Source organism: Flavobacterium humi (assembly GCF_004745595.1).
In the GTDB taxonomy this organism is placed as follows: domain Bacteria; phylum Bacteroidota; class Bacteroidia; order Flavobacteriales; family Flavobacteriaceae; genus Flavobacterium; species Flavobacterium humi.
Genome location: NZ_SRLH01000009.1, coordinates 143252 through 169117, shown reverse-complemented (window position 1 = coordinate 169117; position 25866 = coordinate 143252). Strand labels below are relative to the sequence as shown.

Here is a 25866-nt window from a genome sequence, read left to right as displayed (position 1 = left end):
TAATTTTTATGTTGTAAAACGAATGAGAGAATACGAATTTAAGGTGCGTGTCAGATATGCGGAAACAGACCAGATGGGTGTTGTCTATCATGGGAATTATGCGCAGTATTTTGAGATGGGGCGCGTGGAATGGCTTAGAAACCTTGGGCTTTCCTATAAATGGATGGAAGAAACCGGAATTATGCTTCCTGTGGTTTCCCTTACAATGGACTATAAAAAACCGGCCCGTTATGATGATGAATTGACGGTAAAAACGATTTTCAAAAGCCAGAGTTCGGTGAAGATAGATTTTGATTATGAGATTTATAATATCAACAATGAGTTGTTAACAACCGGGTACTCGGTTTTGGTTTTTGTAGACATGAAAACCGGCCGCCCAACACTCCCGCCGGAGTATGTTATTGAAAAATTAAAGAATCTGTAATTCGGGTTCTATTTCTGTAATTTTTTCATCAAAAAAAGCGTTAAAAATGTCAAATTTATTTTGGCATTTTTTTTAAACGCCGGTAACTTTTTTTGGACTGGTTTATTCCTTGTATTCAATTTCGATTTCAAACAAGCCTTCAAAGGTCTCAAAAACCATTTTGGCGTTTTTGGCACGGGTGGCAATTTCGATTAAACAGTTTTCTTCCATTTTTTGCGAAATGATGGCAATGTTTTTTTCCTTGATGACCCGCATCACTTTATTCATGTTTTTATAGTCGAACCGGACCAGGAAATGGACGTCAATGGTTTTTTCAATGATTTCGGCTTCTTCCAGGGCCATTTGCGCAGCGGTTTTGTAAGCACTTATTAGCCCGCCCACTCCTAATTTGACACCGCCGAAATACCGAACCACTACAATTAATGTGTTGGTTACCCCAAAAGACTGGATCTGGCCGTAAATAGGCATTCCTGCCGAATTGTTCGGTTCGCCGTCATCATTTGCCCGGTAATGGGTTTTGATTGTGCCTGTCTGGTAGGCATAACACCAATGTCGGGCGGAAAAATGCTGCTTTTTGAGCTGGTCTATGAGCGGTTTTACTTCTTCTTCTGAATCAATGGGAAAGGCATAGCCAAAAAATTTGCTGTTTTTTTCTTTGAATAAAATTTCAGGAGAGGCTTTGGCAATGGTGAGATAAGTGTCTTGTATTTCCAAAAAAGAATGAATTTATCGGCTTATGAATTTTTTATCGATGAGGTCGGCAACATCTTCATGGCCCACCTGAAGGTTCCAGACGTGCATGCCGAGTGAATGCGCAATATCGGTGTTTTCTTTCATGTCATCAATAAACAAAGTACGTTTCATGGACAAATCGTGTTTTTTGATGATATAATTGAAGATCTCGGGATCTGGTTTTCGTAACCCGATTTCGCATGAAAAATAGACCTTTTCAAAACATTGGTAAAATTCCCTGGCAAAAGTGGCACCCACCTGATGCTCGAATTTTGAAATGTGTATTTCGTCGGTATTGCTCAATAGGAATAACCGGTATTTCATAGAAAGCCGCTGCAAAAATTCCAGCCTGTGCAAAGGGAAATCCAGCAAAACAGAACTCCAGGCCATTCTCAAGTCATCGATGGAAGCATTTGGGATCAGCTTTTTCAGGCCAATGATGAATTGGGTTTCGGTTAGTTTCCCTCTCTCAAATTCATGGTTGAGGTGTTCAAGTTCCCCATTCCAGGAATCCAGCCCTAGTTTTTTTAATGCATGAAGCGAAGCTCCTTTATCCAGATTGATAAAAACATCGCCAAAATCGAAAATAATAGTGTTAATCATAAATTTGAATAGATTACTAGTTCGTCACTTCCTATTTTGCTTTTTTGCACTGCCTGCCCTGTAATTACGGGCGCTTTGGTTCCTTCGGAAAAAGAAGCTTCCCCGAAAAACACCCTTGCTTCGTCCCACAAACCGGCATCTATAAAAGTCTGCAGGGTCTGCCTTCCGCCTTCAATGATTACTGATTGTATGCCTTCTTTATATAAATAACCGGCTATTTGTGTGGCCGGATTTTTATCGAAATCAATAACCTGGTTATCAATGAGTACTGTTTTGGACGAACTATCAAATATAAAACTTTCTTTTGAAATTCGATTATTTTTGTCTAAAACTATCCTTACAGGATTGTTTCCTGTCCAGTCCCTTACGTTTAAAGTTGGATTGTCGTCCACGACTGTTTGCGTGCCGACAAGGATGGCCTGTTCTTCGCTTCGCCATTTATGGACCAGCTGGCGCGAATAAGTATTCGTGATCCAGACCGGTTTTTGAGCTTCCCGGACAGCAGGGGCAATATAGCCGTCCGATGTCTGGGCCCATTTCAAAATGATGTAGGGCCTTTTTTTAGTATGGAAAGTGAAAAAACGCTTGTTGAGTTCATTGCATTCGTTTTCCAGGACACCGACGGTGACATTCGTCCCGGCTTCCTGTAGTTTCCGGATGCCGTTTCCTGAAACTTTGGCAAAAGGGTCCGGTGTTCCAATGACAACATTCGGGATTTTGTGGGCAAGGATCAAATCACAGCAAGGCGGGGTTTTCCCGAAATGGCTGCAAGGCTCCAGGCTTACATAAATGGTAGCTTCCGGTAATAAGGTTTTGTCTTTTACCGAATGTACGGCATGTACTTCTGCATGGGCTTCGCCAGCTTTTTGGTGCCAGCCTTCCCCGATGATTTTTCCGTTATGGACAATAACACTGCCAACCAAAGGGTTAGGATAAGTGGTTCCCAAACCGTTTTTAGCCAGTTCAATACACCTGCGGATATAAAATTCATCTAAGGAATTGTTTTTTTGCATAGGATTGTCAGGATTGCCTTCAACTATTTTGGAATAAGGCTGTTTTTTCATTGGCGTTTCGTATCTTCACATCACAAAAATAACCATTTCTGACTAAAATGAGCGAGCCCGTCATTAGAGAAATCCAAAAGACTGATAATCTTGAAATTGCACAGGTAATCCGTGCTGTTTTAACGGAATACAATGTGCCCAAAGTAGGGACTGCTTATGCCGATCCGCAGTTGGATTATATGTTTGAAGCCTATTCCGGGCCACAAACGATGTATTTTATAGTGGAGAAAGATGGTAAAATCATTGGCGGAGCAGGAATAGCGCCTTTGGAGAACGGCCCTGCCGATGTATGCGAATTGCAAAAAATGTATTTCCTGCCGCAAACGCGCGGTTTGGGATTGGGTTCCAAAATGATGGATATTTGCCTTGGCAAAGCCAAAAGCCTCGGATTCAGGCAATGCTACCTGGAAACCATGCCGTATATGGAAGCGGCCCAAAAACTATATGTAAAAACCGGCTTTGAATACCTTGAAACGCCTATGGGTTGCACAGGCCATTCTTCCTGCCCGGTCTGGATGATAAAAAAGTTGTAATATGTTGCTGAAAAACTACCGGTCGCAATTTGCCCAGGAATTGGCCTCTGATTTTGACGAAAAAGAAATCGAGAGTTTTTTCTATATTATTTTAGAAGCTTTCCATCAGATGAAACGCATCGACCTGGCTTTGGACCCGATGATCGAAATGGATGCCATCCAGCTCTACCAATGGGAAACAGTTTTGGCACAACTCAGGGAGCATAAGCCCATTCAGTATATTTTAGGAGAAACGGAGTTTTACGGATTACCGTTTTACGTAAATGAAAACACCCTGATCCCAAGGCCTGAAACAGAGGAATTGGTCGCCTGGATTCTTTCAAATGCAACCGCTTCTAAATCTGGATTGCCCTTAAAAATACTGGATATAGGAACAGGCAGCGGCTGTATTGCCGTTTCCCTGGCTAAAAATTGCCCGGATGCTAAAGTGTATGCCATTGATGTTTCTGAAAAAGCATTGGCTACGGCCCAAAAGAATGCCGATAGAAACCAGGCTGAGGTTACTTTCCTTCAAAAAAACATATTGGAAACCGAAGACTTGGGGCAGCAGTTTGACATTATCGTTTCAAACCCGCCTTATGTCCGGCATTTGGAAAAAGCGGAAATCCGCAGGAACGTACTCGAATATGAGCCGCACCTGGCTTTGTTTGTAGAAGATACCGATGCTTTGCTTTTTTACAGGAAAATCACCGAACTAGCTTCCAGGAACCTTTCTGAAAATGGGCAACTATACTTCGAAATCAATCAATATCTTGGAAAAGAGATGGTCGGATTGCTGGAGCACCATAATTTTAAAAACATAGAATTACGAAAGGACATGTACGGGAACGACCGGATGACTTTGGCCGTGAAACCGTAATTATTCGTAACGCAAAGCCTCAATAGGGTCTAATTGCGATGCTTTAATGGCAGGATACAGCCCGGAAACAATCGCTACCAAAAAACTCACAAGGAAAGCACTGAAAATCGCCATCCAGGGAATCACAAAATTAAATTCAATAGCGGCGGAAATACCAAATCCTATGATAAGGCCAAGGAAAATGCCTACTAGTCCTCCCATTTGGCCAATCACAATGGTTTCCATGAAAAACTGGATCGCAATGGTCGATTTTTTGGCCCCGAGTGCTTTCCTGACCCCGATTTCCCGGGTCCTTTCCGTTACGGAAACAATCATGATGTTCATAAGGGCTATAGAGGATCCCAAAATCGTGATCACACTGATGATAATGGCTGCAATGCCCAGATAATCCGTTATCCCGAGTATTTTATTGATCAAATCGTCACTGCGGGAAACACCAAAATTAGTATCTTCCACAGGATTCAATTTGCGTATTTTCCGCATGCTGATTGTGGCATTGTCAACAGCCTGGCTTACCATTTCCTTATTCTGGACCATCACCGTGGTGGTATAATTGATGTTTGGGGCTGTAAACAAGGTCCTGGCCACCTGGATAGGGATCATTACCCTTAAATCCTGGCTGTTTCCAAAAGTTGATCCTTTTTCTTTTAAAATGCCAATGACTTTAAATTTGGCGCCTCTTACGGAAATAATTTTGTCTATCGGGTTTACGTCTTTCAGCAGCCCTTTCGCAAAATCGGAACCCAACACGCATACATAACTGTTGTTGGCAATATCGAAAGCAGTAAAATTACGGCCATCCACGACTTCCAAACCCGAATTGGGCATGTAATATTCATCTACACCCAAAACGGCAACTTCAGGATCTGTCTTTTCGTTTTCATATTTGACCTCCGCAGTTGAGGTTGCGGTAAAGGAAATGGAAGTATTCGTGAAAGGGAAATTGAAATTCTCCTTAAAAGCCTTCGCTTCAGGATACGAAATTATAGGATTGACTATTTTCCGTTCCCCATCGCCATCGGTACGGCTTAGATTGTCGTATTGGTTTATCGTAAAAGTATTGGAACCCATCGATGCAAAATCTTTGGAAAGCGTGTTCTCCAGGGCCGAAACCACTGTCAGGATACCTACCAAAGCAGTAATTCCAATAGCGATAATAAGCACCGTTAATATGGTGCGGAGCAGCTGCGTTTTTATAGAACCCAGCGCGATTCTGACATTTTCTCTGAATAATCCAAACATACAAATTGGACAGCAAAGTGCTTTTTTTGTTACAAGTTTTGAAGGTTAATTTTTATAAATAGGGTAAAAAGTAAGATATTTGCAAAGTTTTAGGAGCGAATCGCCCGGATTTCCAGAAGGCTGTTGTTCCTGCTGTACGCTGTATCTTTTCCCCACGCCGCATTGGCGTAATAAGCAAGTTTGCCCAAGGGAAAAAGGATGCCGCTTCCATCAGGGCTACACCATGGCCTGTATCGCTTCGGCACCTGAACATTTAATCCTCAAAAGAGAAAACAGTCTAAATACTATGGCATCAAAACCGAGCATACCAAAAGGAACCCGTGATTTTTCACCTTCAGAAGTAGCAAAACGTCAATACATCATCCAGAAAATCCGGACGCATTTTGAGAACTTCGGTTACCAGCCTATTGAAACGCCTACTTTCGAAAATTCCGAAACCCTGATGGGGAAATACGGAGAAGAAGGCGACCGTTTGATTTTCAAGATTTTAAATTCCGGGGATTATTTAGCCAAGGCAAATGAACGTTATTTGTCAGAAAAAGACAGCAACAAACTGACTTCAAGCATCTCTGAAAAAGCCTTACGCTACGATTTAACTGTTCCTTTTGCCCGTTATGTGGTACAACATCAAAACGACATAGAATTCCCGTTCAAACGCTACCAGATCCAGCCGGTCTGGCGTGCAGACAAACCCCAGAAAGGGCGTTTCAGGGAGTTTTACCAGTGCGATGCCGATGTGGTAGGTTCTACTTCGTTATGGCAGGAAGTCGAATTGGTGCAGTTGTATGATGCGGTTTTTACAGATTTGGGCCTCAAAGGAGTAACCATCAAAATCAACAACAGGAAAATATTGTCAGGGATTGCAGAGGTAATCGGGGCTTCGGACAAATTGATCGATTTTACGGTCGCTTTGGATAAGCTCGATAAAATAGGAGAGGACGGCGTTAAAAAGGAAATGATCGCCAAAGGCATTTCGGAAACAGCCATCGAAAAAGTACAGCCGTTGTTCCATTTTACAGGGACCATTACCGAGAAAATACAAAAATTATCAGCGTTGCTTTCTTCTTCCGCAGAAGGTATGAAAGGTGTGGAAGAACTGCAGTTCATCTGCTCAAACGTGATGGATTTGGGCCTTTCTTCAGCTATTTTAGACCTGGATGTCACACTCGCAAGAGGACTGAATTATTATACCGGTGCTATTTTTGAAATTGCTCCGCCAAGCGGCGTTTCCATGGGATCTATCGGCGGCGGCGGGCGTTATGATGACCTGACCGGCATTTTTGGCCTCAAGAACATGAGCGGCGTAGGGATTTCCTTTGGACTGGACAGGATTTACTTAGTCATAGAAGAGCTTGGTTTGTTCCCGGAAACGGTTACTTCAACCTCAAAAGCCCTCTTTTTCAATTTAGGGCAGGAAGAAACCCAATATGCCATGAAAGCCATTACTGACCTGAGAAGGGCAGGGATTAAAGTGGAAATGTACCCGGATAATGTTAAGATGGGGAAACAATTCCAATATGCTGATAAAAGAAGCATTCCGTTTGCCGTAATTGTAGGTGGCGATGAAATAGCAAACAACAATTATTCCGTGAAAAACCTGGTTTCAGGCGAACAGCACAAACTATCCTTTGAGGAATTGAAGGCGATGCTTGCGTAGGGTTTTTAATTATTCCTCGGATGGTAAGCCTTCATGACCTGGTTGAGGTGTTTCCGGTCTACATGCATGTAAATTTCGGTAGTAGTGATCGATTCGTGGCCCAGCATCAGCTGAATGGATCGCAAATCGGCACCGTTTTCCAGCAAATGCGTGGCAAAAGAATGCCTGAAAGTATGCGGGCTGATCGTTTTTTTTAACTGTATAGCCGCAGCAAGGTTCCTGATAATGGTAAAAATCATGGCGCGGGTCAATTGCTTTCCGCGGCGGTTGAGGAATAAAGTGTCCTCATGCCCTTTCTGGATAGGAAGGTGCACCCGGCTTTCTTTCCGGTACATTTCGATATATTTCTGCGTAAGGCCGCTAATGGGCACAAAACGCTGCTTGTTGCCTTTCCCGGTGATCTTGACAAAACCTTCGGCAAAAAACAAATCGGAAATCTTAAGCGTTACCAATTCAGAAACACGCAGCCCGCAGCCGTACAGCGTTTCGAGCATGGCGCGATTGCGTTCCCCTTCGTTGGAAGACAGGTCAATGGCGGCAATAAGCTTGTCAATATCTTCCAAAGAAAGCGTATCAGGCAATTTTCGCCCTAACCGGGGAGTTTCAATGAGTTCCATCGGGTTGTCTGTCCGGTAATCTTCAAAAATAAGATAGTTGAAAAAACTCTTCAGCCCGGAAATTACCCTTGCCTGGGAACGGGGATTGACATCTTTTGAAATCTCATAAATAAATTGCTGGACCGTTTCTTCCTTGATTTTCAACGGCGAAATTTCAATGCTTTGTTCCTCCAGGTATTTGCAGAGTTTTTCGATGTCTAGCGTGTAATTTTCAATGGAATTCTTAGACAATCCTCTTTCTATTTTCAGGTACGATTGAAAGTTTTTGATATACGATTGCCAGCTGCTTTTCATGTAAGGGATAATTTTCTTGCTATTTTTACGTTCAATAAGTATAAAATATAAACGATATGAAATTAATTAAAAAATTGACATTAGGTGCATTTTTATTTGCATTTGCAGGCAATGTTTCCGCACAGGATTTTGGGATTAAGGGTGGATTGAATTATTCTACCGTATCTAAAGGCAAGTTTGAAGAAGGGCCGGACCCAAGGACCAGTTTCCATATTGGTTTTTTAGGCGAAATCCCGATAGTCCCGAAAGTATTTGCCATCCAGCCGGAAATCGTTTATTCAAGACAAGGTTTCGAAACGCTTGTCAAACCGATTGTTGGCTCCAATTACAAAGTAACCTACCAGATTGATTATGTGAATGTGCCCGTGATGGCAAAATTGTATTTGGGAAGGTTTATCAGTATCGAGGCAGGACCGCAATTTGGGTTGAAGGTTTCTGAAAAAACCGAATCCGATAACAATTCTTCAGATGAAAACAATGTGAATAACTTTGATACGGCCATTGCCGCCGGGCTTTCGTTTAATTTTCCCGGAGGGGTTTTCCTGACCGGCCGTTTTACGCAAAGTTTGAACGAAGTGGTAAAAGACAGCGATTCGAAGAATATGGTTTTCCAGGCAGGTATCGGTTTCAAAATGTAGGAATCCGTTGTTTATAAAGCTAAAAAAACCACGCCATTGGCGTGGTTTTTAATGCTATGTTCTTTACAAATTAGAATTTGTAAGTCAAACCGAATTGAGCAGTATTGAAGAAGTTATTGAAAACATTGAAGTTTCCGTTAAGTTCATTTGATTTGTCTTCTCCACCACCTGGGAATTCAGTTTTAGAAGAAGAGTAACCCAATACGTTAGCTAAACCGAAGTTGATCGCAAATTTATCAGTTACGAAATAGTTGATACCTAAATCGATTCCTAAGTTCAAAGAGTTAACTTTTGAAGTTTCAGTACCGTTAGTTTTGTTTTTTGTTGAACCAAAACCAAGACCAGCTTCAGTATACGTTTTGAATCTTTGTCCTAATTCCAAGAAATAATATCTTGCGAAAACTCCAGCTCCGAAAGAGTTAGATTTGATTTCATTAGTAACGTTTGGTGTACCGAAAACAGTGTTTTCTTCTTTACTTGAACCAAGTCCAAGCTCAACTCCTACAGCGATTTTGTCAGTTACGAAGTAACCAGCTTTAGGATTGAAGTTGAATGTGTTGGTTTTAGTTTCTTCAACGTCAGTTCCATTGAAACTTTCATTGTCTTTATCACTTGAAAAACCCAAATTTCCTTCAACAATAATGTTTCCTTTTGAAAATCCGAAAGATTTAGCTTCCTCTTGTGCGTTAGCAAATCCAAAGGCGAATACAGCTGCTGCTGTCAATAATACTTTTTTCATTGTTTTATTTAATTTTTAATTAGGAGGCAAATCTAAAACAAAATTTCTTTTAAAAAAGGGGGAAAAACCCCTTAATTCCGTAACTTTTTTGTAAATAATTGGCTATTAACGGTTTGTATTTTTTTGTTAATTTTATTTTAACAATTGTTGTTGTTTTTTTTACAATTTCGCAAAAAAAAACCTCCATAAGAGGAGGTTTTTAGGAATTTTCTTAGTTCTGGTTTAGAAGCTGTATCCTACAGACAATGACAGAACGCTGTTTTTTATATCACCGCCATCTTCATCGGAGATGTTAGATAAACCGAAGTTGTATCTCAGCCCGGCAGAAAAATGGTCTGTGAAATTGTAGCCTGCTCCCAGGTTAATCCCAAAATCCGTAGATTTCAAGAAGTCTTTTACATCAATATCCGGGCCGTCATCCGGCTTTCCTTTAGCAGATGTCAGGAATCCTACCTGAGGACCTGCTTCCAGGCTTAATTGCGGAATAGGGAAAAATTTGGCCATGATCGGCACATTGATATAGCTGAACTCATACGTTCCGCCATCTACATCAGCTCCCTGTACAGAATAAAGTACCTCTGGCTGAACGGCAAACTTGTCGGAAATCTTGATTTCGGCAAAACCACCCACATGGAAACTGGCTTTCATGGAAGTGTCATCTAAATCTCCAGTCAAATTCGCTAAGTTAAGCCCCGCCTTTACCCCGAATTTTGTCTCTTGTGCGTTAGCAAATCCAAACAGGAATAATGCTGCTGCAGTTAATAATACTTTTTTCATTTGTTTAGTTTTAAAATTACTATAGTGAATTTAAAGCTTATAAATAGTTGACACGCATGGTTTTACCTTTAGTTATTAACAATTTTACTAACAATTTTATAAATATTTAACATTTATGCTTGGAAAGCTTCATTTTATTTGGAAAGAGAATTAATAAAAGATTTTAATTCCGGCTTATTTTAAAATAATTACTTTTACGAAAGTTAAAATGTCAAAATGAAAATCATCATTATCAACGGGCCAAACTTAAACCTCCTCGGGAAAAGAGAGCCGGAAATTTACGGGAACCAGGATTTTGAAACCTATTACAAGACGTTGCAGTCTAAGTACCAAAAAGTTGAAATGAGTTATTACCAAAGCAATGTGGAAGGAGAAATCATCAGCAAACTGCAGGAAACGGGTTTTGACCATGACGGTATCATTCTCAATGCCGGGGCGTATACGCATACTTCGATCGGGATTGGCGATTGCATAAAAGCCATCCGCACACCGGTTGTGGAAGTGCATATTTCCAATACATTTTCCAGGGAAGATTTTCGACATCAATCCTATATTTCCCCTAATGCACAAGGGGTGATAATCGGCTTTGGCCTAAAAAGTTATGAACTGGCATTGCAGTCTTTTTTGTAAACGGACGTAACTTTTTGCGGATATAATAGTCTTATGCTAAAAAATTCCCAATGAAAAAAATACTGCCGGTCCTGTTTTTGCTATGCGCAACTGCTTCATTTTCACAAATAAAAGGGTTAATTACCGATACTAAAAACAACCGCCTTCCGGGAGTTACGATACTCATTGAAAATACTTATAACGGAACTTCCACCAATGAAAGCGGCCTGTTTGAACTCAATCTTAAGAAAACGGGTAATTATACGGTCGTGGTCCAGTACCTGGGCTTTAAAACCAAAAAGATCCCGGTTGAAATAAAAGCTTTCCCGTACCAGTTAAACGTTGAATTGGCAGAGGAAAATATTACCTTGAATGAAGTAACGGTGAGCAATCAGGAAGATCCTGCCAGGCAGATAATCCGCAACGCCATAGCCGCCAAAAAGGAAAACTCCGAAAAAACAGCCAAGTACAATGCTGATTTTTATTCCCGGGGGCTTATCCGGATCAAGGACGCGCCCAAAAAAATCCTGGGGCAGGAATTGGGTGATTTTGACGGAGCCCTGGACTCTACCAGGACCGGAATTTTGTATTTGTCGGAAACGGTTTCAAAATTGAATTTCCAAAAGCCCGATAAAATGAAAGAAACCATCGTGGCTTCAAAAGTAAGCGGGAAAGACAACGGCTTCAGTTTCAATAATGCCGCTTCCGTCGATTTTGATTTTTATGAAAATTACATCCCTTTCCAGGTGAACCTTATTTCGCCCCTGAGCGATAACGCCTTCGCCTATTACAAATTTAAGATAGAAGGAAGTTTTTATACCGAAGACAAACAGCAGGTCAATAAAATAAAGGTAATCCCAAGACGGGACACCGAACCGGTCATTGAAGGCTATATTTACATTGTAGAGGATTCCTGGGCCATTTACGCCCTCGATGCTGTTATAAAAGGAGCAAGGGTACAAATGCCGTTTATGGATAACCTGATCTTAAAACAGAGCTTCAGTTATAACCCCAATGATAAAATCTGGACCAAAAACACGCAAAGCCTCGATTTTATTGCCGGAATGATGGGAATCAATGTTTCGGGAAGGTTTACCTATGTATACAGCAATTTTGAGTTTGAGCCGAAATTCGATAAAAAGACATTCACGCGGGAAGTGCTAACCTTCGAAAAGGAAGCCAACAAAAAAGAAGACAATTTCTGGAATGCCATCAGGCCCATTCCTTTAACACTTGAGGAAAGCAGTGATTACCACAGGAAAGACAGTATCCAGGTCTTGAGGAAATCAAAAGTATACCTCGATTCTATCGACAGGAAAAACAATAAATTCGGACTGGCTGATGTTTTAATGGGCTATAATTATAGGAATTCCTATGAAAACTGGTCGTTAAACTACAATGGGCCTTTGCTTTCCGCCAGGTTCAATACAGTGCAGGGTTATGCGTTCAGTTCCGGTTTTTCATTTTTGAAAACCAAGGAAGAAGACAGGACGTACCTGCAGGCCAGGACAACATTCAATTATGGACTGGAAGAAAAGAAGTTAAGGATCACGGGAGAATTCTCTAAAAAATTCAGCAACCAGACCGATGCTACCTTGAGTGTTTCCGGGGGAAGGAGCATTGCGCAGTTTAATGAAAGAAACCCGATTTCCAGCATTGTCAATACGGTCAGCACGCTTTTCTTCAAGAATAATTTCATGAAAATGTTCGATAAAAGCTTTGCCAGGATTGGCTACAGCCAGGAAGTCATCAACGGGTTTTCGGTTTTTGCGAATGTTGAATATTCCCAGCGAAAGCCATTGTTCAATACTACTGATTTTAGTATTGTTAAAAGCGATGACCTGTATACGTCCAATAATCCTTTGTTGCCTTTTGATGAAATGACACCGGCTATTGTAAAGCATAACCTGGTCAAGGCGAGGATTACGGGAAGGATTAATTTCGGGCAGGAATACTGGACGCGGCCGGACGGCAAGTTCAATATCACCAATGACAAATACCCGACGCTGTATTTTACTTATGAAAAAGGATTAGGCGGAAACCTGGATCGGTATAATTTCGATTTTGTGGCGGGAAAAGTTGAACAGGACTTCAGCCTGGGCAATAAAGGTGGCCTGGGAGTGAATATTACGGCTGGAAAATTCTACAACCCTTCCGGGATTTCATTTGTGGATTACAAACATTTTGCAGGAAACCAGACCCATATCGGGCAAACCGACAATTATCTTGCCGTTTTCAATCTGCTTCCGTATTACAGCAGCAGCACCAATGATGCTTTTTTTGAAGCGCATTCGGAATATGATGACAAAGGTTTTATCATGAACAAAATCCCGTTGCTCGATAAGCTGAAAGCCAACCTGATAGTAGGGTACCACAATCTTTCCGTTCCGGAGAGAAGGCCTTACCATGAGTTCTCCGTAGGATTGAATAATTTAGGGTTTGGGAAATTCAAAATCTTCCGGTTGGATTATGTACGCTCGTACCAAGGCGGGTTTCAAAAAGACGGGCTTGTCTTTGGGCTGAAATTCCTCAATGTCCTAGAGTAACGAAAAACAATTCTTCTTGCTGTTGACGGGCTTATTTGCCGGTAAAAACATCGTAGCCGAAACGGATCAATGTCCCGATGACCACAATCAGGAAGAAAATGCGGATAAAGCCGTTTCCTTTGGCAATAGCTAATTTAGCCCCGATAAAACCGCCTAGTGCATTACATACCGCCATTGGAATAGCAATAGCCCAGATGATTTTCCCTTTTAGGATGAAAAGGCATATGGAACCAAAATTAGTGGCCAGGTTGACCATTTTGGCGTTTGCGGAAGCATGGAGGAAATCGAACCCAAGCAGGGAAATAAAAGCCACAACAAAAAAGCTGCCTGTTCCCGGACCGATAAACCCGTCGTAAAAACCAACGGCAAGGCTGATGATTACGGCATATGTAATTTGTTGTTTTAAGGATAAGGCTTTTTCCTGATGTTGCCCGAAATTCTTTTTCACGAAAGTGTAAACCGCCAAAAGCGAGAGGACAACCAGGAGCAATGGTTTCATAAAATCGTTGCTCACATAGGTCAAAAGGGTCGAACCCGTAAAAGCCGAAGCAAATGCGATTACCGACATGAGGATGAGCAGTTTCCAGTTCATGTCTACTTTTTTCAGGTATTGCGAAGCGGCAAAACTCGTACCGCTGAAGGCCGGTATTTTAAGGGTCCCGATAATGGACGAGACCGCCTGGTTGGGTAATAATATTAAAGCTACCGGGGTTTGGATGAGCCCGCCGCCGCCAACAATGGCATCTACAAATCCGGCTGAAAAAGAGGCGATGCAAAGAAAAAGAAGTATACTGGTTTCCATAGTCTAAAAAAGAAATCCCAAGGCATTCGCGATGGGATTAGTAAGGTGATGCTATTTGAAATTATAATTAAGCACGGACAATATTGGCACCGATTGCTCTTAATCTTTCGTCAATTCTTTCGTATCCGCGGTCAATCTGTTCGATGTTTTGGATCGTACTGGTTCCTTTGGCGGAAAGCGCTGCGATTAACAAGGAAATCCCCGCCCTGATATCAGGAGAAGACATGGTGGTCGCTTTAAGCTGTGATTGGAAATCATGACCCATAACCACGGCCCTGTGCGGATCGCATAGCATGATCTTGGCGCCCATATCGATTAATTTATCCACGAAGAACAAACGGCTCTCAAACATTTTCTGATGGATCAATACGTCTCCTTTTGCTTGTGTGGCGACAACCAGTACAATACTTAGCAAATCAGGTGTAAATCCCGGCCAAGGCGCATCGGCTATAGTCAAAATAGAACCGTCGATATCCGTTTTTACCTCATACCCGTTTTCGTGGGACGGAATGTAGATATCATCCCCGCGTTTTTCAAGTGTGATCCCTAATTTGCGGAATACGTTCGGAATGACTCCCAGGTTGTCCCAGCTTACATCTTTAATGGTAATCTCGCTTCTGGTCATGGCTGCAAGGCCAATCCAGGAACCGATTTCAATCATATCCGGTAAAATCCTGTGCTCGCATCCTCCAAGGCTTTCCACGCCTTCAATAGTGATCAGGTTGGAGCCCACTCCGGTGATTTTGGCCCCCATCGAGTTAAGCATGTTGCACAATTGTTGCAGGTAAGGTTCGCAGGCGGCGTTGTAAATGGTGGTTTTGCCCTCGGCAAGTACGGCAGCCATCACAATGTTTGCGGTCCCGGTAACCGAAGCTTCGTCCAGCAACATATAAGCACCTTGCAGGCGCCCGTTTATTTCCACGCCGTAAAAATGGTCTTCTCTTTCGTACCTGAATTTAGCGCCCAGGTTGATAAATCCTTCAAAGTGGGTGTCGAGCCTTCTCCTTCCGATTTTATCTCCTCCGGGTTTTGGGATGTATCCTTTTCCGAAACGTGCCAAAAGCGGGCCCACAATCATAATGGAACCACGCAAGGAACCGCCTTCTTTTTTGAAAGCTTCCGTTTCAAGATAGCCAACATTGACCTCGTCTGCCTGGAAAGTGACCGAACCCGGCCCGTTTTTCTGGATTTTTACGCCAAGATTGCCCAATAAGGTAATCAGTTTGTTGACGTCGATAATATCAGGGATATTGTTTATTGTTACTTTTTCCGGAGTCAGAAGGACAGCACATAAAATCTGTAATGCTTCATTTTTAGCTCCTTGTGGTGTGATTTCTCCTTTTAATCGGATACCGCCTTCAATTTTAAAAGTTCCCATTTTTTTGAGGTATGATTTATGAGTGAATATAAGCCTGAATTAGGAATGATGCTGTTTAGCCAGGCATCGATTCATAATCCAAAACCCATGTAATGTATATTATTTCGGATTGTTATTGTTTTTTATAAAAGGTTTCGGTTTCCCGTTTTTTATAATTTTTTGCTTTCCGCCATTGTTGTTATTACCGTTGTTGTTGTTCTGGATTTTGTTTGACATGCGTTTGTTGGTACGCATCAGGTCAGTAGAATTCAGGAGTTCTTCAGAGCTTTGGGTCAGGTTGATTTTTCCGCCTGAAAGTTCCAATAAATGCTCGAAGATCACTGCATCAGTCACCGTGTCTTTATTCCAGCTCAGGTACGATTTTTTCATGTGGGTGGCAATGACCTTGCACAAGGCGTTTTTCAGTTCGCCGTCTTCCCATTTGTTGGCCACATCGATCATATATTTGATGTTGTTGCCGTAAAACCTGTATTTAGGGAAATTCTGAGGGTATTTCAGCGGATCCGGCTTCATCCTCAACACTTCCCGGGACGGGATCGGGTATGGGGAATCCACATCCAGTTTAAAATCGGACATAATGAAAATCTGGTCCCAAAGCTTGTGCTGGAAATCAGGGACATCACGCAAATGAGGATTTAAATTCCCCATTACCGATATGATGTATTTTGCGGCCTTGTTGCGTTCGGTACGGTCTTCGATAGCCGTGGCCTGGTCAATCAGTTTGTGCAGGTAACGGCCGTATTCAGGAATGATAAGTGCTTTTCTTTCAGAATTGTACTCTAGGTTCTGCACTACATCCGCAGCGATTTCTTTTATGTATTTTGTATCCATTTATAGGGAAATTATACCTTCAACAGTCGAAACTTCCTGGTATTTTTTAATAATGCTGTCCGCACTTGGCATTTGTACATCTACAGAAACACTTGTGAATTTCCCGCCTTTTGACTGACGCGTGTCAATAACGGCACCCATACGGTCGAACGCATTCTCAACGGCTTTGATCTTCTCTGTTTCGGTAGGGACGATAAACTTAAACAAGTATTTTGCCGGCCAAACGTTTGCGTTGTCGAGTTCTTCTTTTAATCGCGCATAAAACTCTGTGGTTTTCTTATCCATATTCAAATTAAAATAAAAGCAAATATACAATTTTAGATTTAGGAATTACGCTATGGAAATCAAGAAATAAGAGCAGCGGCCTATATTTTTATAAGGGATGTGCCGACGGGCCGTTTTTTGGCTTTCCGAGGCCTAGGGAACCGGTCTTTTTTTGGCCTTGCCGATTGAAATCAATGCCTTGTTGCGGCTTGTTTAAAAAAACTTTTCAAATCCAATAAGTTTAAGTATTTTTGCGCCTTTATTTTTTACAAAGTGCAGAAAGAAATTGTTGTTATCATCGGAGGGCCCGGGACAGGCAAAACCACTATCATTGACCAATTGGTAGCCAAAGGACATTGCTGTTATCCTGAAATCTCGCGTGAAGTGATCCTTGAGGCCAAAAAACAGGGCATCGAACAGCTGTTTCTTGAAAATCCGTTGCTTTTTAGCGAATTATTGCTCGAAGGAAGGAAAAAACAGTTCAACAACGCTCAAAAAGAACCGCACGACGTTGTTTTCCTGGACCGTGGTATCCCGGACGTACTGGCTTACATGCATTATATAGGAGACAGTTATCCCGCTTTTTTCGATGCAGCCTGCCGTGAAAACAAATACACCAAAATATTCATCTTGCCGCCCTGGGAAGATATCTATATTGCCGATAACGAGCGTTATGAAAATTACGAACAGGCAAAACTGATCTACAACCACCTGGTTGAAACCTATGAGAAATACGGCTATACTCTTATTGAAGTGCCAAAAGATACGGTTGATAACAGAATTCTTTTTATCTTGGGGCATCTTTAACGGATGAATTATATGTTTTAAAGTTTCTTCAAGCTTTAAACCCCTAAATCAAGAAAATGCAGGAAGCATTACAGATTCTTCAGAAATATTGGCATTACGATGCTTTCAGGCCTGTTCAGGAAGACATTATCCGGTCGGTACTGGAAGGGAACGATACTTTTGGGCTCATGCCGACAGGTGGCGGGAAATCCTTGTGTTTCCAGGTTCCTGCTATGGTTAACGAAGGCCTGTGCCTGGTCATTTCTCCTTTGGTAGCCCTGATGAAAGACCAGGTAAACCAGCTGCAGGCCAGGGATATCAAAGCCATTGCCCTGACAGGTTCGATAAAACCGGACGAATTGATAGCCTTATTGGACAACTGCCAGTTCGGCAATTACAAATTCCTGTACCTTTCCCCCGAACGTTTAGAACAGGATTGGGTGCTCGAAAGAATCAAAGCCCTGCCTATTTCATTGATCGCCATTGATGAAGCGCATTGCGTGTCGCAATGGGGGCACGACTTTAGGCCTTCTTACCTGAAAATAAAAAATTTAAAACAGCATTTTACCAAAATCCCTTTTATTGCCCTTACGGCTTCGGCGACACCGCCTGTCCAGGAAGATATCATCGGGCTTTTGGGTTTGGAAGCCCCGAAGGTTTTCCAGCAATCTTTTGCACGGCATAATTTGGGGTATTTTATCATCAAGGCCGAAGACAAACTGTATAAACTCAACCAGATCCTGACGAAAAACCCGCAATCGGCCATCATTTATGTCCGAAACCGTAAAAACTGCCATGAATATGCCGCACAGCTCAAGGCTTTGGGGCACAAAACAACGTTTTACCACGGAGGGCTGCCCGTTAAGGAGAAGGAAAAGAATATGGTTTCCTGGATGCAGGACGAAACGCCGGTAATGGTGGCTACCAGTGCCTTTGGAATGGGTATTGACAAGCCGGACGTAAAAACGGTCATCCATATCAATTTGCCCGAAAACCTAGAAAGCTATTACCAGGAAGCGGGCAGGGCAGGGCGGAATGGGGAAAAAGCGTTTGCCGTCCTGATTTCGTCCCCGTCGGATGTGGTCCGGGCGGAGAGCCAGTTTCTTTCGGTTTTGCCCGATACGGCTTTCCTTAAGGAAGTATTTGTCAAGCTCTGCAATTATTTCCGCATTGGTTATGGGGAAGGCATCAACGAAGAATTTCCTTTCAGCCTGAACCAGTTTTGCGGCCAATATAAGTTCCCGGCGGTAAAAACCTTCAATGCCTTGCAGTTTTTGGACCGGCAGGGCATCCTTTCGCTTTCGCAGGAATTTTCAGAGAAAGTCCAGATCCAGTTTTTAATCGAATCCAGGGAAGTCATCCGTTACAGCAGCCTGAATCCGGACGATGCCACGGTTATTTCGGTCATTTTACGATCGTATCCCGGCATTTTCGACCTTCAGACCAATATCAACACTGTTTTTATTGCTAAAAAAGCCAATACAACCGAAGCGAAAGTTTTACATTTGCTGGAGAAACTGAAGAACCTCAATATTGTAGCCTATTTTTCACAGCAAAACGAATCCAAAATCACTTTCCTGGAAGTCAGGGAAGATGACAGGACCATCAACAGGGTTTCCAAACACCTGGAAAAACAGAACCAGGTCAAGCAAAAGCAGTTGGACGCCGTTATCCGGTATGTTTCGGATGAAGGGAGCTGCAAAAGCAGGCTGCTGCTGGGGTATTTCGGGGAAAAAAACACAGCCGATTGCGGCATTTGCTCCTATTGCACCCAAAAGAAGCCCTCCTCTTTTACTATAGAAGCCATACGGACGGAAATAGTAAGGCTGCTGGCAGGAAAAGACATGACCTCCAGGGATTTGGCGGCAGTACTTCCCACGGAAGAAGCGGAAATGCTCGAAGCCCTGAAGCAATTGCTGGAACACGGAATAATCAGTTTCAATACAAAAAATCAATATACATTACATAAGAAATGAAAGCATTACGAATTGTTTTTATGGGAACGCCGGATTTCGCGGTTGGGATACTGGATGCCATTGTAAAACAAAAAAAGCATGAAATAGTAGGAGTGATCACGGCACCGGACAAACCGGCCGGCCGGGGCCAAAAAGTGAAATTTTCAGCCGTAAAGGAATACGCGCTCGGGCAACAATTGCCTTTGTTGCAGCCGACAAACTTAAAGGATGAATCTTTCCTGGCCGAATTGAAGTCGCTCCAGGCCAACCTTCATATCGTCGTGGCGTTTAGGATGTTGCCAAAAGTGGTTTGGGCCATGCCGGAACTGGGCACTTTCAACCTGCATGCGTCCCTTTTGCCGGATTACCGCGGAGCAGCACCTATTAATTGGGCTATTATTAATGGAGAAACCAAAACCGGGGTGACTACCTTTTTTATTGATGAAAAGATCGACACCGGAGCCATGATTCTAAGTAAAATCACTGAAATCCTGGAATCGGAAAATGCGGGCGAGCTCCACGACCGATTAATGCATTTGGGAAGCGAAACGGTTTTGGAAACCTTGCAGCTAATTTCGGAAGGAAAAGCGGTGACCACAATACAAGAAGATATGTCAGGTATTAAAACAGCTTATAAATTAGACAGGGACAATTGTAAAATCGATTTTACTAAAAATGCCGCCGAGGTGTACAACCTGATCAGGGGTTTGAGCCCGTACCCAACCGCCTATTGCAATTTTAAGGATGGAAACGACGAGTGGAATGTCAAGATTTATGCCGCCGGAAAAGAGATTATTGCGCATACTGATGCCGCCGGAAGTGTGATTACCACCAAAAAAGAGATGAAAATCGCTGTTCCGGACGGGTATATCCACATTAAGTCATTGCAGTTCCCGGGGAAAAAGAAAATGGCCATACACGAATTGCTTAACGGAATGGCTTTCTCAACCGATGCGCATGCATTTTAAACCCAACAAATGGTAGGGTTGACGCCGATTTGATATAAAACAAGTTCAATTTATCAACAAAGAACTTAAGTTATTAACAAAAACAGCAAAAAAATAGCTTAGGTGTTGTATGGTAAGTAAATCCTATTAAATTTGTAGGTGTAAGTATTAATATTAACCAATCAATTAATAACAATTATTATGAACAAATCAGATTTAATCGATGCTATTGCTGCTGATGCAGGAATTACGAAAGCTGCAGCTAAACTAGCTTTAGAGTCATTTTTAGGAAATGTTGAAGGTACTTTGAAAAAAGGTGGAAGAGTATCTCTTGTTGGATTTGGATCTTGGTCAGTATCTTCTAGAGCTGCAAGAGATGGAAGAAACCCACAAACAGGAAAAACTATCAAAATTGCTGCTAAAAATGTAGTGAAATTCAAAGCTGGTGCTGAATTAGAAGGATCAGTTAACAAATAATAGTTTGTTATAAAAGAATAGAGCCACGCATTGCGTGGCTTTTTTTTGCTTTTCAACGATTTAATTTGGTGGATAATTAAAATTTTTGTTAAATTTAAGTCTAAATCTTAATATCATGATTTCTGTAAAGCCAAAAAAAGGAAATTTGCTAGTGGCAGAACCTTCTATTACAGGGGATTTATCTTTCAATAGATCGGTGGTTTTACTAGCTGACCATAACGAGGAAGGTTCAGTAGGATTTATCTTAAACAAGCCTCTTGGTTACACCATACAGGATTTAATACCGGAAATAACAGCTACTTTCAAAATTTACAACGGAGGTCCCATAGAACAGGACAACTTGTATTTTATCCACAATATCCCTCAATTAATCCCCAACAGCATCGAGATTTCCTCCGGCATATTTTGGGGTGGCGATTTTGAATCGACCAAAGACCTGATTAACGAAGGCAAGATCAGCAGGAACAACATCCGTTTCTTCCTGGGATATTCGGGATGGGATGCCGAACAGCTGCAAAACGAACTCGATTCGAATTCCTGGATTATTTCCGAAAACGGCCTCCGCAATAAAATTATTGGAAAATCCTCAACCGATTTCTGGAAAGAGAAAATTATGGAGCAGGGCGGCGATTACCTGATTTGGTCCAATGCCCCCGAAAACCCGATTTTCAATTAGCCTAGCCTTACTTTCGCATTCAATTTCGCCATAAGCTGACCGGCAAAAACGGTTTCAAATTCCTTTTTGCGGTATTTGGTTATCGGCTGGATGCCTTTTATCACGTTTGTAAGGAATAATTCGTCGGCTTTCTGCAAATCAAAAGGAGAAATCGGCGCTTCGGCCACTTCAATGTTTTCAAAGGTCCTGGCCAGCGTCAAAATTTGTTTGCGCATAATGCCGTTCAAACATCCTTCGGAAAGCGGAGGCGTGCTTAAAATGCCGTCCTTGAGCATAAAAATGTTGCCTTGCAGGGCCTCGGCCACGTTTTTTTCTTCGTTAAGCAAAAGGCAATTGTCCAAACCGTTTTCATCGGCATAAATACTGCCCGTGATATGGATGAGCTTATTAGTGGTCTTTAGTGTCGAAATGAGTTGCTTCGAGACATGAAAATCCTTGTAGATATCCACTTCGTATGCCTGTCTTTCAAATTCATACAATGGTTTTTCAATCTTTGAAACCGAAATTTGGTAGGAAATAGTATTGTCAACAGGTAGGTAAAACCCACCATCGTTGCGATATACGGTAATCCTTGCCCGGGCTGAAGCTTCGGCACTTTCGGATTGCACGGCCCTTAAAATTTCACTCTCAAAATGTTCCATAGTGAAATTCATGGGGATTTCCATTCGCAAAATCCGCATCGAAGCCATCAGCCTGAAATAATGATCTTCCAAAAAAAGGATTTTACCATCTATGATTTTTACGGTTTCAAAAACGGCATCGCCATACAGGAACGCGCGGTTGTTTTGAAGGAAAGAATGTTGCATAAAAAAGCCCTGAAAAAAATTACAGGGCAAATATACGGGTTATAAACGTTAAAAGCTAGACAGAACCAATTACATGTTTCAGGTCCGACACCTGGTTTTCCCAGAGTAGCTTTGATTCTTCGATATCGTTTTCCTCGGCATAATCCACAACCATTAAGGACACGTCCTTGGTGATTTCATCCACCAGGATGCGCATTTCAAAAAAGTAGTCCGTATCGTGGTTGTCTTCGTCAATCCATTTAAATTTGATCTTTTCCCCGGTTTTCTTGGAGTACAGCCTGGCTTTTTCCTGGGAATCGTTCCAGATAAAGGTAAAAAATTCGCCACGGGAGTTGACATTGTCCGCAAACCATTCCTGTAGGCCGGAAGGAGTCGAAATGTATTGGTATAAAAGTTGAGGTGAGGAGTTTATGGGGAATTCGAGTTCGTAGCGTATTTTGGTTTCCATTTAAAATTTATTTTTACGAAATATATACAATTATGATTTGAAAAAAAAATATTTTTAACATTAATATTTTTTAAAAATATATTTGCAACCTTTAAATATAGTGTTATATTTGCACCCGCATTGAGAGATGCAATAACCGAATACATGGCGAGGTAGCTCAGTCGGTTAGAGCGCAGGATTCATAACCCTGAGGTCACGGGTTCAACTCCCGTCTTCGCTACAAGAAAAAACCCTAACTATTTGATTAGTTAGGGTTTTTTTGTTGTTTTTAGATTCTGAACCCATCAAACTATACAGCTTTAAAGTGAGGAATTGGAATGAGGACTATTCCAAGACCTTAATTTCTAAAACAAATCATTTGCCTAATAGAAGTTCCTTTTTTGAAATATTTCCTTTCTAGACGCTTGGCACGGATTGCAAATCCGCGCTATCGGGGATTAATTAATAAGTTTCCCGGCCCTTATTCTTGCTCCAAACAAAAGAATAGGCATAAATTTATTAGCGTTTGTTTTACAATTTTATTTTCATACTTTCACAAAAGATAATACAATAGTTCGGTTAATAAGGAAAAAATGAATAGAATAATACTTATCGGAAACGGATTTGATTTAGCTCATGGAATGAGAACGAGCTATAATGATTTTATTAACGATTATTGGACAAATGTAATATCGAATATTAGCTCATCTACAGAAATAACTTTTGAAAATTCAGAACTTAAAATAACCCGAAAACCGCCAGGTATTTATTTGTCATCAATTACTAATTTTGAGGAATTGGTTCAAATATTAAAATCACATGGAAGTTTAATAACTTTTAAAAATAGATTTCTTGAAAAAATAAATCAGAAAAAACAAATTCAAAATTGGGTTGACATTGAAAATGAGTATTACTTATTACTAAAAGAGTCGTTTAAAGATGAAAAATGCAAATATAAGATAGCTCAATTAAACTATGATTTTACCGAAATACAAAAACTATTAGAAATATATTTACAAAAAATAGAACATACCTTCAATGAAAGCTTTAGCAGAGACAGTGCTAATAACCATCTAAAAAAAGCTATTACAAAAAAGGTATATTCTGATTTTAAATTAAAAGATTTTACAGAAGCATCCATTAACAAAAAAGTTGAGTTTGAATATCAAAATATTAGGGATGACCTTAAGGCTATTAATTCTGGAAACATAACGATGGAGGATATAAATGAAAAAAAACGTTCTCTAATATCTACAATAGGAAAAAGTGACCCAATAAACACTATAAGAAAAAGATTACTTTCTGATTCTGCTATTAATTATTTCAACTTACAACCAACTGAAATTTTATTTTTGAATTTCAATTATACATTTACAGAAAATTTATATTATAACGTTTCTTGGCTTGACCTTTCGGGAAATTTTAACAGAAATGTAGAAAAAAATGTAATTCATATTCATGGGACTACTAACCAAAGAGATAATAATAATGTCATTTTTGGCTTTGGAGATGAAATAGATGAAGATTATAAATCGATTGAAAATCTAAACGACAATACTTATCTTGAAAATATCAAATCAATTAAGTATTTAGAAACAGATAATTACAAAAAATTGTTAGAGTTTTTAAATAGTGGCGACTACCAAATATTCATTTTTGGACATTCCTGCGGAAATTCAGACAGAACACTTTTAAGTACCCTTTTTGAACATAAAAATTGCGTTTCAATAAAGCCTTTCTATCACAAAAGAGCAACTAATGACAACTACAGTGAAATAGTAAGAAACATTACAAGAAATTTTAGCAACAAAGCAGTTTTGAGAGACAAGGTAGTAAATAAAGAATACTGTGAACCTTTAACATAATTTTCTCTATCAATCACTTTTTCTAATGACAATAAAAGAAACATGGTTTATCTTAGCGAATGGAATCTATTTCAAAGAAAATGAAATAGAAATATTACCATATCTAACCATCAGAAAGATTAGCAAATTATCAGTATTTGAATTAGCAGGATTGGGAGCCAAAGGTTTTAAAGAATGGTCATTAGTTGAACCTTTCTGCTATCTACAAAATACATTTGAAATCGTCAGCTCAGAAAATGAATCCACTTTTGGTTATGATATTTTAAATAGAGCTTGGCTACTAAATACTTTATTTGTCTTAAGAAATAAAACAGGAATCAATTCAGTTGCTTTATTAAATCGTTCTTGGAACAATTTGAAAGACCCTAAAGATATCCAAGCAGGTCTTTGCGATTATCACGTTAGTATGATTCAAGCAAAAAACCTGCAAGAAACCGAAATTCACAACGTAGATATAGATTGGATTAGAAAGCATTTTGAGATATGCAATGTTTTAGCATTTAAGTATGAAAAATTTAGATATGCAATAGAAGTAATAAATTCTTGGAGATATTGCGTGGATATCAAAAGTGCTATTGCAATTATTTGGGCAGCAATTGAAAGTATAGTTGATGTTTCAACAGAAATTACTTACCGGTTATCATTAAGTATATCATCATTACTATGCGAACGAGGTGAGAAAAGAGTTATAAAATTTAAAGAAATCAAAAGCCTATACGGCTTGCGCTCAAAAGTTGTCCATGGCTCTAACATAAAAGAATCTGAAATTGAAAAAGCATTAATTGGCTCTTTTAGTTTACTTGCTGAATTAGTTGTTTCCATGATTGAAAATAACAAAGTTATTAATGAAGAAGACTTTGAAACTGCTATTTTTAAATAGAGTATACAACAATAATTCTAGGGGTAAATTTTACCATAATAATAGAAAAATAAGGAGTTGCAAAATGGAGTGATGAAAAAAGCTAAAAACGTATCAAAACAGTATTAGCTTTTAAAAATCCTAATACTAAACACGATACAAACAATTACCGCGTCTAATATTAGTTCATAACCCTGAGGTCACGGGTTCAACTCCCGTCTTCGCTACAAGAAAAACCCTAACTATTTGATTAGTTAGGGTTTTTTTGTTTTTGATAATGATTGTTTTCTTTGAGTTGTGGCAAAAAAAATAAATCAAACAATTTTGCCACAAAAACTGTGGCAAAAAAGTGTAACAGAAAAAAATTGCCACAAAAGTTGTGGCAAAAAAATAATTTCAAAAAATTTTGCCACAAATGGAAGATAACTTCTTCAGCAATTCTAATCTACAAAGCAGTAT

Annotated in this window: 27 protein-coding genes and 1 tRNA gene; 15 read left to right on the top strand and 13 right to left on the bottom strand. The window is 40.5% G+C overall.

The genetic code is table 11. The features are described from left to right. The first annotated feature begins 22 nt into the window (after positions 1–22). Positions 23–424 carry an acyl-CoA thioesterase gene (locus E4635_RS15240; protein ID WP_135527563.1) on the top strand — a complete coding sequence of 134 codons (402 nt, stop codon included), beginning with the start codon at positions 23–25 and terminating at the stop codon, positions 422–424. A 102-nt stretch (positions 425–526) separates the two neighbouring features. On the opposite strand, the gene E4635_RS15235 is transcribed toward E4635_RS15240, so the two are convergent. Genes E4635_RS15235 through ribD form a run of 3 tightly spaced genes read right to left on the bottom strand, consistent with a single transcriptional unit; the run spans position 527 to position 2772 of the window. Beyond that, a complete protein-coding gene (locus tag E4635_RS15235; RefSeq protein ID WP_135527562.1) occupies positions 527–1138 on the bottom strand; it encodes an IMPACT family protein in 612 nt (203 codons plus the stop codon). 12 nt (positions 1139–1150) lie between these two features. Next, the gene (locus E4635_RS15230; RefSeq protein WP_135527561.1) at positions 1151–1759 is read right to left on the bottom strand and encodes an HAD family hydrolase; all 609 of its coding nucleotides are present in this window, start codon (positions 1757–1759) and stop codon (positions 1151–1153) included. After that, positions 1756–2772, bottom strand: a complete 1017-nt coding sequence (ribD, locus tag E4635_RS15225; protein ID WP_135527584.1) for a bifunctional diaminohydroxyphosphoribosylaminopyrimidine deaminase/5-amino-6-(5-phosphoribosylamino)uracil reductase RibD — start codon at positions 2770–2772, stop codon at positions 1756–1758. Before ribD ends, E4635_RS15230 begins: the two co-directional genes overlap by 4 nt. Positions 2773–2870: 98 nt before the next feature. Here ribD and E4635_RS15220 point away from each other — a divergent pair, with 98 nt between their 5' ends. Together E4635_RS15220 and prmC are read left to right on the top strand one after the other, a co-directional pair. Beyond that, a complete protein-coding gene (locus E4635_RS15220) occupies positions 2871–3356 on the top strand; it encodes a GNAT family N-acetyltransferase (protein WP_135527560.1) in 486 nt (161 codons plus the stop codon). A gap of 1 nt (position 3357) precedes the next feature. Next, positions 3358–4215, top strand: coding sequence for a peptide chain release factor N(5)-glutamine methyltransferase (gene prmC / locus E4635_RS15215; RefSeq protein WP_135527559.1), 858 nt, complete (start codon positions 3358–3360; stop codon positions 4213–4215). On the opposite strand, the gene E4635_RS15210 is transcribed toward prmC, so the two are convergent. After that, positions 4216–5457 (bottom strand): ABC transporter permease, encoded by a 1242-nt coding sequence (locus tag E4635_RS15210; RefSeq protein WP_135527558.1) that lies wholly within the window; start codon positions 5455–5457, stop codon positions 4216–4218. A 286-nt stretch (positions 5458–5743) separates the two neighbouring features. Here E4635_RS15210 and hisS point away from each other — a divergent pair, with 286 nt between their 5' ends. Continuing rightward, on the top strand, positions 5744–7114 hold the full coding sequence (gene hisS, locus E4635_RS15205) for a histidine--tRNA ligase (protein WP_135527583.1): 1371 nt from the start codon (positions 5744–5746) through the stop codon (positions 7112–7114). 5 nt (positions 7115–7119) lie between these two features. Here hisS and xerD read toward each other — a convergent pair whose 3' ends face one another. Next, the gene (gene xerD / locus E4635_RS15200) at positions 7120–8025 is read right to left on the bottom strand and encodes a site-specific tyrosine recombinase XerD (protein ID WP_135527557.1); all 906 of its coding nucleotides are present in this window, start codon (positions 8023–8025) and stop codon (positions 7120–7122) included. 56 nt (positions 8026–8081) lie between these two features. Between xerD and E4635_RS15195 the strand changes: the two genes are divergently transcribed. Then, the gene (locus E4635_RS15195) at positions 8082–8663 is read left to right on the top strand and encodes a porin family protein (RefSeq protein WP_135527556.1); all 582 of its coding nucleotides are present in this window, start codon (positions 8082–8084) and stop codon (positions 8661–8663) included. Between the two features lie 70 nt (positions 8664–8733). Here E4635_RS15195 and E4635_RS15190 read toward each other — a convergent pair whose 3' ends face one another. Together E4635_RS15190 and E4635_RS15185 are read right to left on the bottom strand one after the other, a co-directional pair. Beyond that, positions 8734–9402 (bottom strand): outer membrane beta-barrel protein, encoded by a 669-nt coding sequence (locus tag E4635_RS15190; protein WP_135527555.1) that lies wholly within the window; start codon positions 9400–9402, stop codon positions 8734–8736. Between the two features lie 222 nt (positions 9403–9624). Next, a complete protein-coding gene (locus tag E4635_RS15185; RefSeq protein WP_135527554.1) occupies positions 9625–10179 on the bottom strand; it encodes a porin family protein in 555 nt (184 codons plus the stop codon). Positions 10180–10395: 216 nt separating this feature from the next. Between E4635_RS15185 and aroQ the strand changes: the two genes are divergently transcribed. Next, positions 10396–10809, top strand: a complete 414-nt coding sequence (gene aroQ, locus E4635_RS15180; protein ID WP_135527553.1) for a type II 3-dehydroquinate dehydratase — start codon at positions 10396–10398, stop codon at positions 10807–10809. A 50-nt stretch (positions 10810–10859) separates the two neighbouring features. Beyond that, positions 10860–13334, top strand: coding sequence for a DUF5686 and carboxypeptidase regulatory-like domain-containing protein (locus E4635_RS15175; protein ID WP_135527552.1), 2475 nt, complete (start codon positions 10860–10862; stop codon positions 13332–13334). 31 nt (positions 13335–13365) lie between these two features. On the opposite strand, the gene E4635_RS15170 is transcribed toward E4635_RS15175, so the two are convergent. From E4635_RS15170 to E4635_RS15155, 4 genes are all read right to left on the bottom strand, one after another. Beyond that, positions 13366–14136 carry a sulfite exporter TauE/SafE family protein gene (locus tag E4635_RS15170; protein ID WP_135527551.1) on the bottom strand — a complete coding sequence of 257 codons (771 nt, stop codon included), beginning with the start codon at positions 14134–14136 and terminating at the stop codon, positions 13366–13368. Positions 14137–14203: 67 nt separating this feature from the next. After that, positions 14204–15514 carry a UDP-N-acetylglucosamine 1-carboxyvinyltransferase gene (gene murA / locus E4635_RS15165; RefSeq protein WP_135527550.1) on the bottom strand — a complete coding sequence of 437 codons (1311 nt, stop codon included), beginning with the start codon at positions 15512–15514 and terminating at the stop codon, positions 14204–14206. Between the two features lie 99 nt (positions 15515–15613). Further along, on the bottom strand, positions 15614–16345 hold the full coding sequence (locus tag E4635_RS15160) for a DUF4290 domain-containing protein (protein WP_135527549.1): 732 nt from the start codon (positions 16343–16345) through the stop codon (positions 15614–15616). Beyond that, entirely contained in the window at positions 16346–16630 is a 285-nt protein-coding gene (locus tag E4635_RS15155) for a DUF493 family protein (RefSeq protein WP_135527548.1), read from the bottom strand. It lies immediately after the preceding gene. A gap of 252 nt (positions 16631–16882) precedes the next feature. On the opposite strand from E4635_RS15155, the gene E4635_RS15150 reads away from it, so the two are divergent. The 5 genes from E4635_RS15150 (at position 16883) to E4635_RS15130 (ending at position 21450) form a co-directional block, all read left to right on the top strand. After that, positions 16883–17416: an AAA family ATPase gene (locus E4635_RS15150; RefSeq protein WP_135527547.1), complete on the top strand. Its 534-nt coding sequence runs from the start codon at positions 16883–16885 to the stop codon at positions 17414–17416. A 56-nt stretch (positions 17417–17472) separates the two neighbouring features. Continuing rightward, positions 17473–19371 carry a RecQ family ATP-dependent DNA helicase gene (locus E4635_RS15145; protein ID WP_135527546.1) on the top strand — a complete coding sequence of 633 codons (1899 nt, stop codon included), beginning with the start codon at positions 17473–17475 and terminating at the stop codon, positions 19369–19371. Next, positions 19368–20318: a methionyl-tRNA formyltransferase gene (gene fmt, locus E4635_RS15140; protein WP_135527545.1), complete on the top strand. Its 951-nt coding sequence runs from the start codon at positions 19368–19370 to the stop codon at positions 20316–20318. Before E4635_RS15145 ends, fmt begins: the two co-directional genes overlap by 4 nt. 180 nt (positions 20319–20498) lie before the next feature. After that, the gene (locus E4635_RS15135) at positions 20499–20774 is read left to right on the top strand and encodes an HU family DNA-binding protein (protein WP_135527544.1); all 276 of its coding nucleotides are present in this window, start codon (positions 20499–20501) and stop codon (positions 20772–20774) included. Positions 20775–20889: 115 nt separating this feature from the next. After that, positions 20890–21450: a YqgE/AlgH family protein gene (locus E4635_RS15130; protein ID WP_135527543.1), complete on the top strand. Its 561-nt coding sequence runs from the start codon at positions 20890–20892 to the stop codon at positions 21448–21450. On the opposite strand, the gene E4635_RS15125 is transcribed toward E4635_RS15130, so the two are convergent. Then, the gene (locus E4635_RS15125; RefSeq protein WP_135527542.1) at positions 21447–22256 is read right to left on the bottom strand and encodes an aminotransferase class IV; all 810 of its coding nucleotides are present in this window, start codon (positions 22254–22256) and stop codon (positions 21447–21449) included. The two genes, E4635_RS15130 and E4635_RS15125, sit on opposite strands and share 4 nt — an antisense overlap. Positions 22257–22311: 55 nt before the next feature. After that, the gene (locus E4635_RS15120; protein ID WP_135527541.1) at positions 22312–22704 is read right to left on the bottom strand and encodes an START-like domain-containing protein; all 393 of its coding nucleotides are present in this window, start codon (positions 22702–22704) and stop codon (positions 22312–22314) included. A gap of 146 nt (positions 22705–22850) precedes the next feature. Between E4635_RS15120 and E4635_RS15115 the strand changes: the two genes are divergently transcribed. The 3 genes from E4635_RS15115 (at position 22851) to E4635_RS15105 (ending at position 25428) form a co-directional block, all read left to right on the top strand. Further along, positions 22851–22924: transfer RNA gene (locus tag E4635_RS15115), tRNA-Met, on the top strand. A 352-nt stretch (positions 22925–23276) separates the two neighbouring features. Next, a complete protein-coding gene (locus tag E4635_RS15110; RefSeq protein WP_135527540.1) occupies positions 23277–24548 on the top strand; it encodes an AbiH family protein in 1272 nt (423 codons plus the stop codon). Between the two features lie 25 nt (positions 24549–24573). Next, positions 24574–25428: a HEPN domain-containing protein gene (locus tag E4635_RS15105; protein ID WP_135527539.1), complete on the top strand. Its 855-nt coding sequence runs from the start codon at positions 24574–24576 to the stop codon at positions 25426–25428. The last annotated feature ends 438 nt before the right edge of the window (positions 25429–25866 follow it).

What these genes read in the sequence shown, in the direction of transcription:
- E4635_RS15240 (WP_135527563.1), top strand. Translation starts at nt 23, where the DNA reads ATGAGAGAATACGAATTTAAGGTGCGTGTCAGATATGCGGAAACAGAC.
- E4635_RS15230 (WP_135527561.1), bottom strand. Translation starts at nt 1,759, where the DNA reads ATGATTAACACTATTATTTTCGATTTTGGCGATGTTTTTATCAATCTG.
- ribD (WP_135527584.1), bottom strand. Translation starts at nt 2,772, where the DNA reads ATGCAAAAAAACAATTCCTTAGATGAATTTTATATCCGCAGGTGTATT.
- E4635_RS15220 (WP_135527560.1), top strand. Translation starts at nt 2,871, where the DNA reads ATGAGCGAGCCCGTCATTAGAGAAATCCAAAAGACTGATAATCTTGAA.
- prmC (WP_135527559.1), top strand. Translation starts at nt 3,358, where the DNA reads ATGTTGCTGAAAAACTACCGGTCGCAATTTGCCCAGGAATTGGCCTCT.
- E4635_RS15210 (WP_135527558.1), bottom strand. Translation starts at nt 5,457, where the DNA reads ATGTTTGGATTATTCAGAGAAAATGTCAGAATCGCGCTGGGTTCTATA.
- hisS (WP_135527583.1), top strand. Translation starts at nt 5,744, where the DNA reads ATGGCATCAAAACCGAGCATACCAAAAGGAACCCGTGATTTTTCACCT.
- xerD (WP_135527557.1), bottom strand. Translation starts at nt 8,025, where the DNA reads ATGAAAAGCAGCTGGCAATCGTATATCAAAAACTTTCAATCGTACCTG.
- E4635_RS15195 (WP_135527556.1), top strand. Translation starts at nt 8,082, where the DNA reads ATGAAATTAATTAAAAAATTGACATTAGGTGCATTTTTATTTGCATTT.
- E4635_RS15190 (WP_135527555.1), bottom strand. Translation starts at nt 9,402, where the DNA reads ATGAAAAAAGTATTATTGACAGCAGCAGCTGTATTCGCCTTTGGATTT.
- E4635_RS15185 (WP_135527554.1), bottom strand. Translation starts at nt 10,179, where the DNA reads ATGAAAAAAGTATTATTAACTGCAGCAGCATTATTCCTGTTTGGATTT.
- aroQ (WP_135527553.1), top strand. Translation starts at nt 10,396, where the DNA reads ATGAAAATCATCATTATCAACGGGCCAAACTTAAACCTCCTCGGGAAA.
- E4635_RS15175 (WP_135527552.1), top strand. Translation starts at nt 10,860, where the DNA reads ATGAAAAAAATACTGCCGGTCCTGTTTTTGCTATGCGCAACTGCTTCA.
- E4635_RS15170 (WP_135527551.1), bottom strand. Translation starts at nt 14,136, where the DNA reads ATGGAAACCAGTATACTTCTTTTTCTTTGCATCGCCTCTTTTTCAGCC.
- murA (WP_135527550.1), bottom strand. Translation starts at nt 15,514, where the DNA reads ATGGGAACTTTTAAAATTGAAGGCGGTATCCGATTAAAAGGAGAAATC.
- E4635_RS15160 (WP_135527549.1), bottom strand. Translation starts at nt 16,345, where the DNA reads ATGGATACAAAATACATAAAAGAAATCGCTGCGGATGTAGTGCAGAAC.
- E4635_RS15155 (WP_135527548.1), bottom strand. Translation starts at nt 16,630, where the DNA reads ATGGATAAGAAAACCACAGAGTTTTATGCGCGATTAAAAGAAGAACTC.
- E4635_RS15145 (WP_135527546.1), top strand. Translation starts at nt 17,473, where the DNA reads ATGCAGGAAGCATTACAGATTCTTCAGAAATATTGGCATTACGATGCT.
- fmt (WP_135527545.1), top strand. Translation starts at nt 19,368, where the DNA reads ATGAAAGCATTACGAATTGTTTTTATGGGAACGCCGGATTTCGCGGTT.
- E4635_RS15135 (WP_135527544.1), top strand. Translation starts at nt 20,499, where the DNA reads ATGAACAAATCAGATTTAATCGATGCTATTGCTGCTGATGCAGGAATT.
- E4635_RS15130 (WP_135527543.1), top strand. Translation starts at nt 20,890, where the DNA reads ATGATTTCTGTAAAGCCAAAAAAAGGAAATTTGCTAGTGGCAGAACCT.
- E4635_RS15125 (WP_135527542.1), bottom strand. Translation starts at nt 22,256, where the DNA reads ATGCAACATTCTTTCCTTCAAAACAACCGCGCGTTCCTGTATGGCGAT.
- E4635_RS15120 (WP_135527541.1), bottom strand. Translation starts at nt 22,704, where the DNA reads ATGGAAACCAAAATACGCTACGAACTCGAATTCCCCATAAACTCCTCA.
- E4635_RS15110 (WP_135527540.1), top strand. Translation starts at nt 23,277, where the DNA reads ATGAATAGAATAATACTTATCGGAAACGGATTTGATTTAGCTCATGGA.
- E4635_RS15105 (WP_135527539.1), top strand. Translation starts at nt 24,574, where the DNA reads ATGACAATAAAAGAAACATGGTTTATCTTAGCGAATGGAATCTATTTC.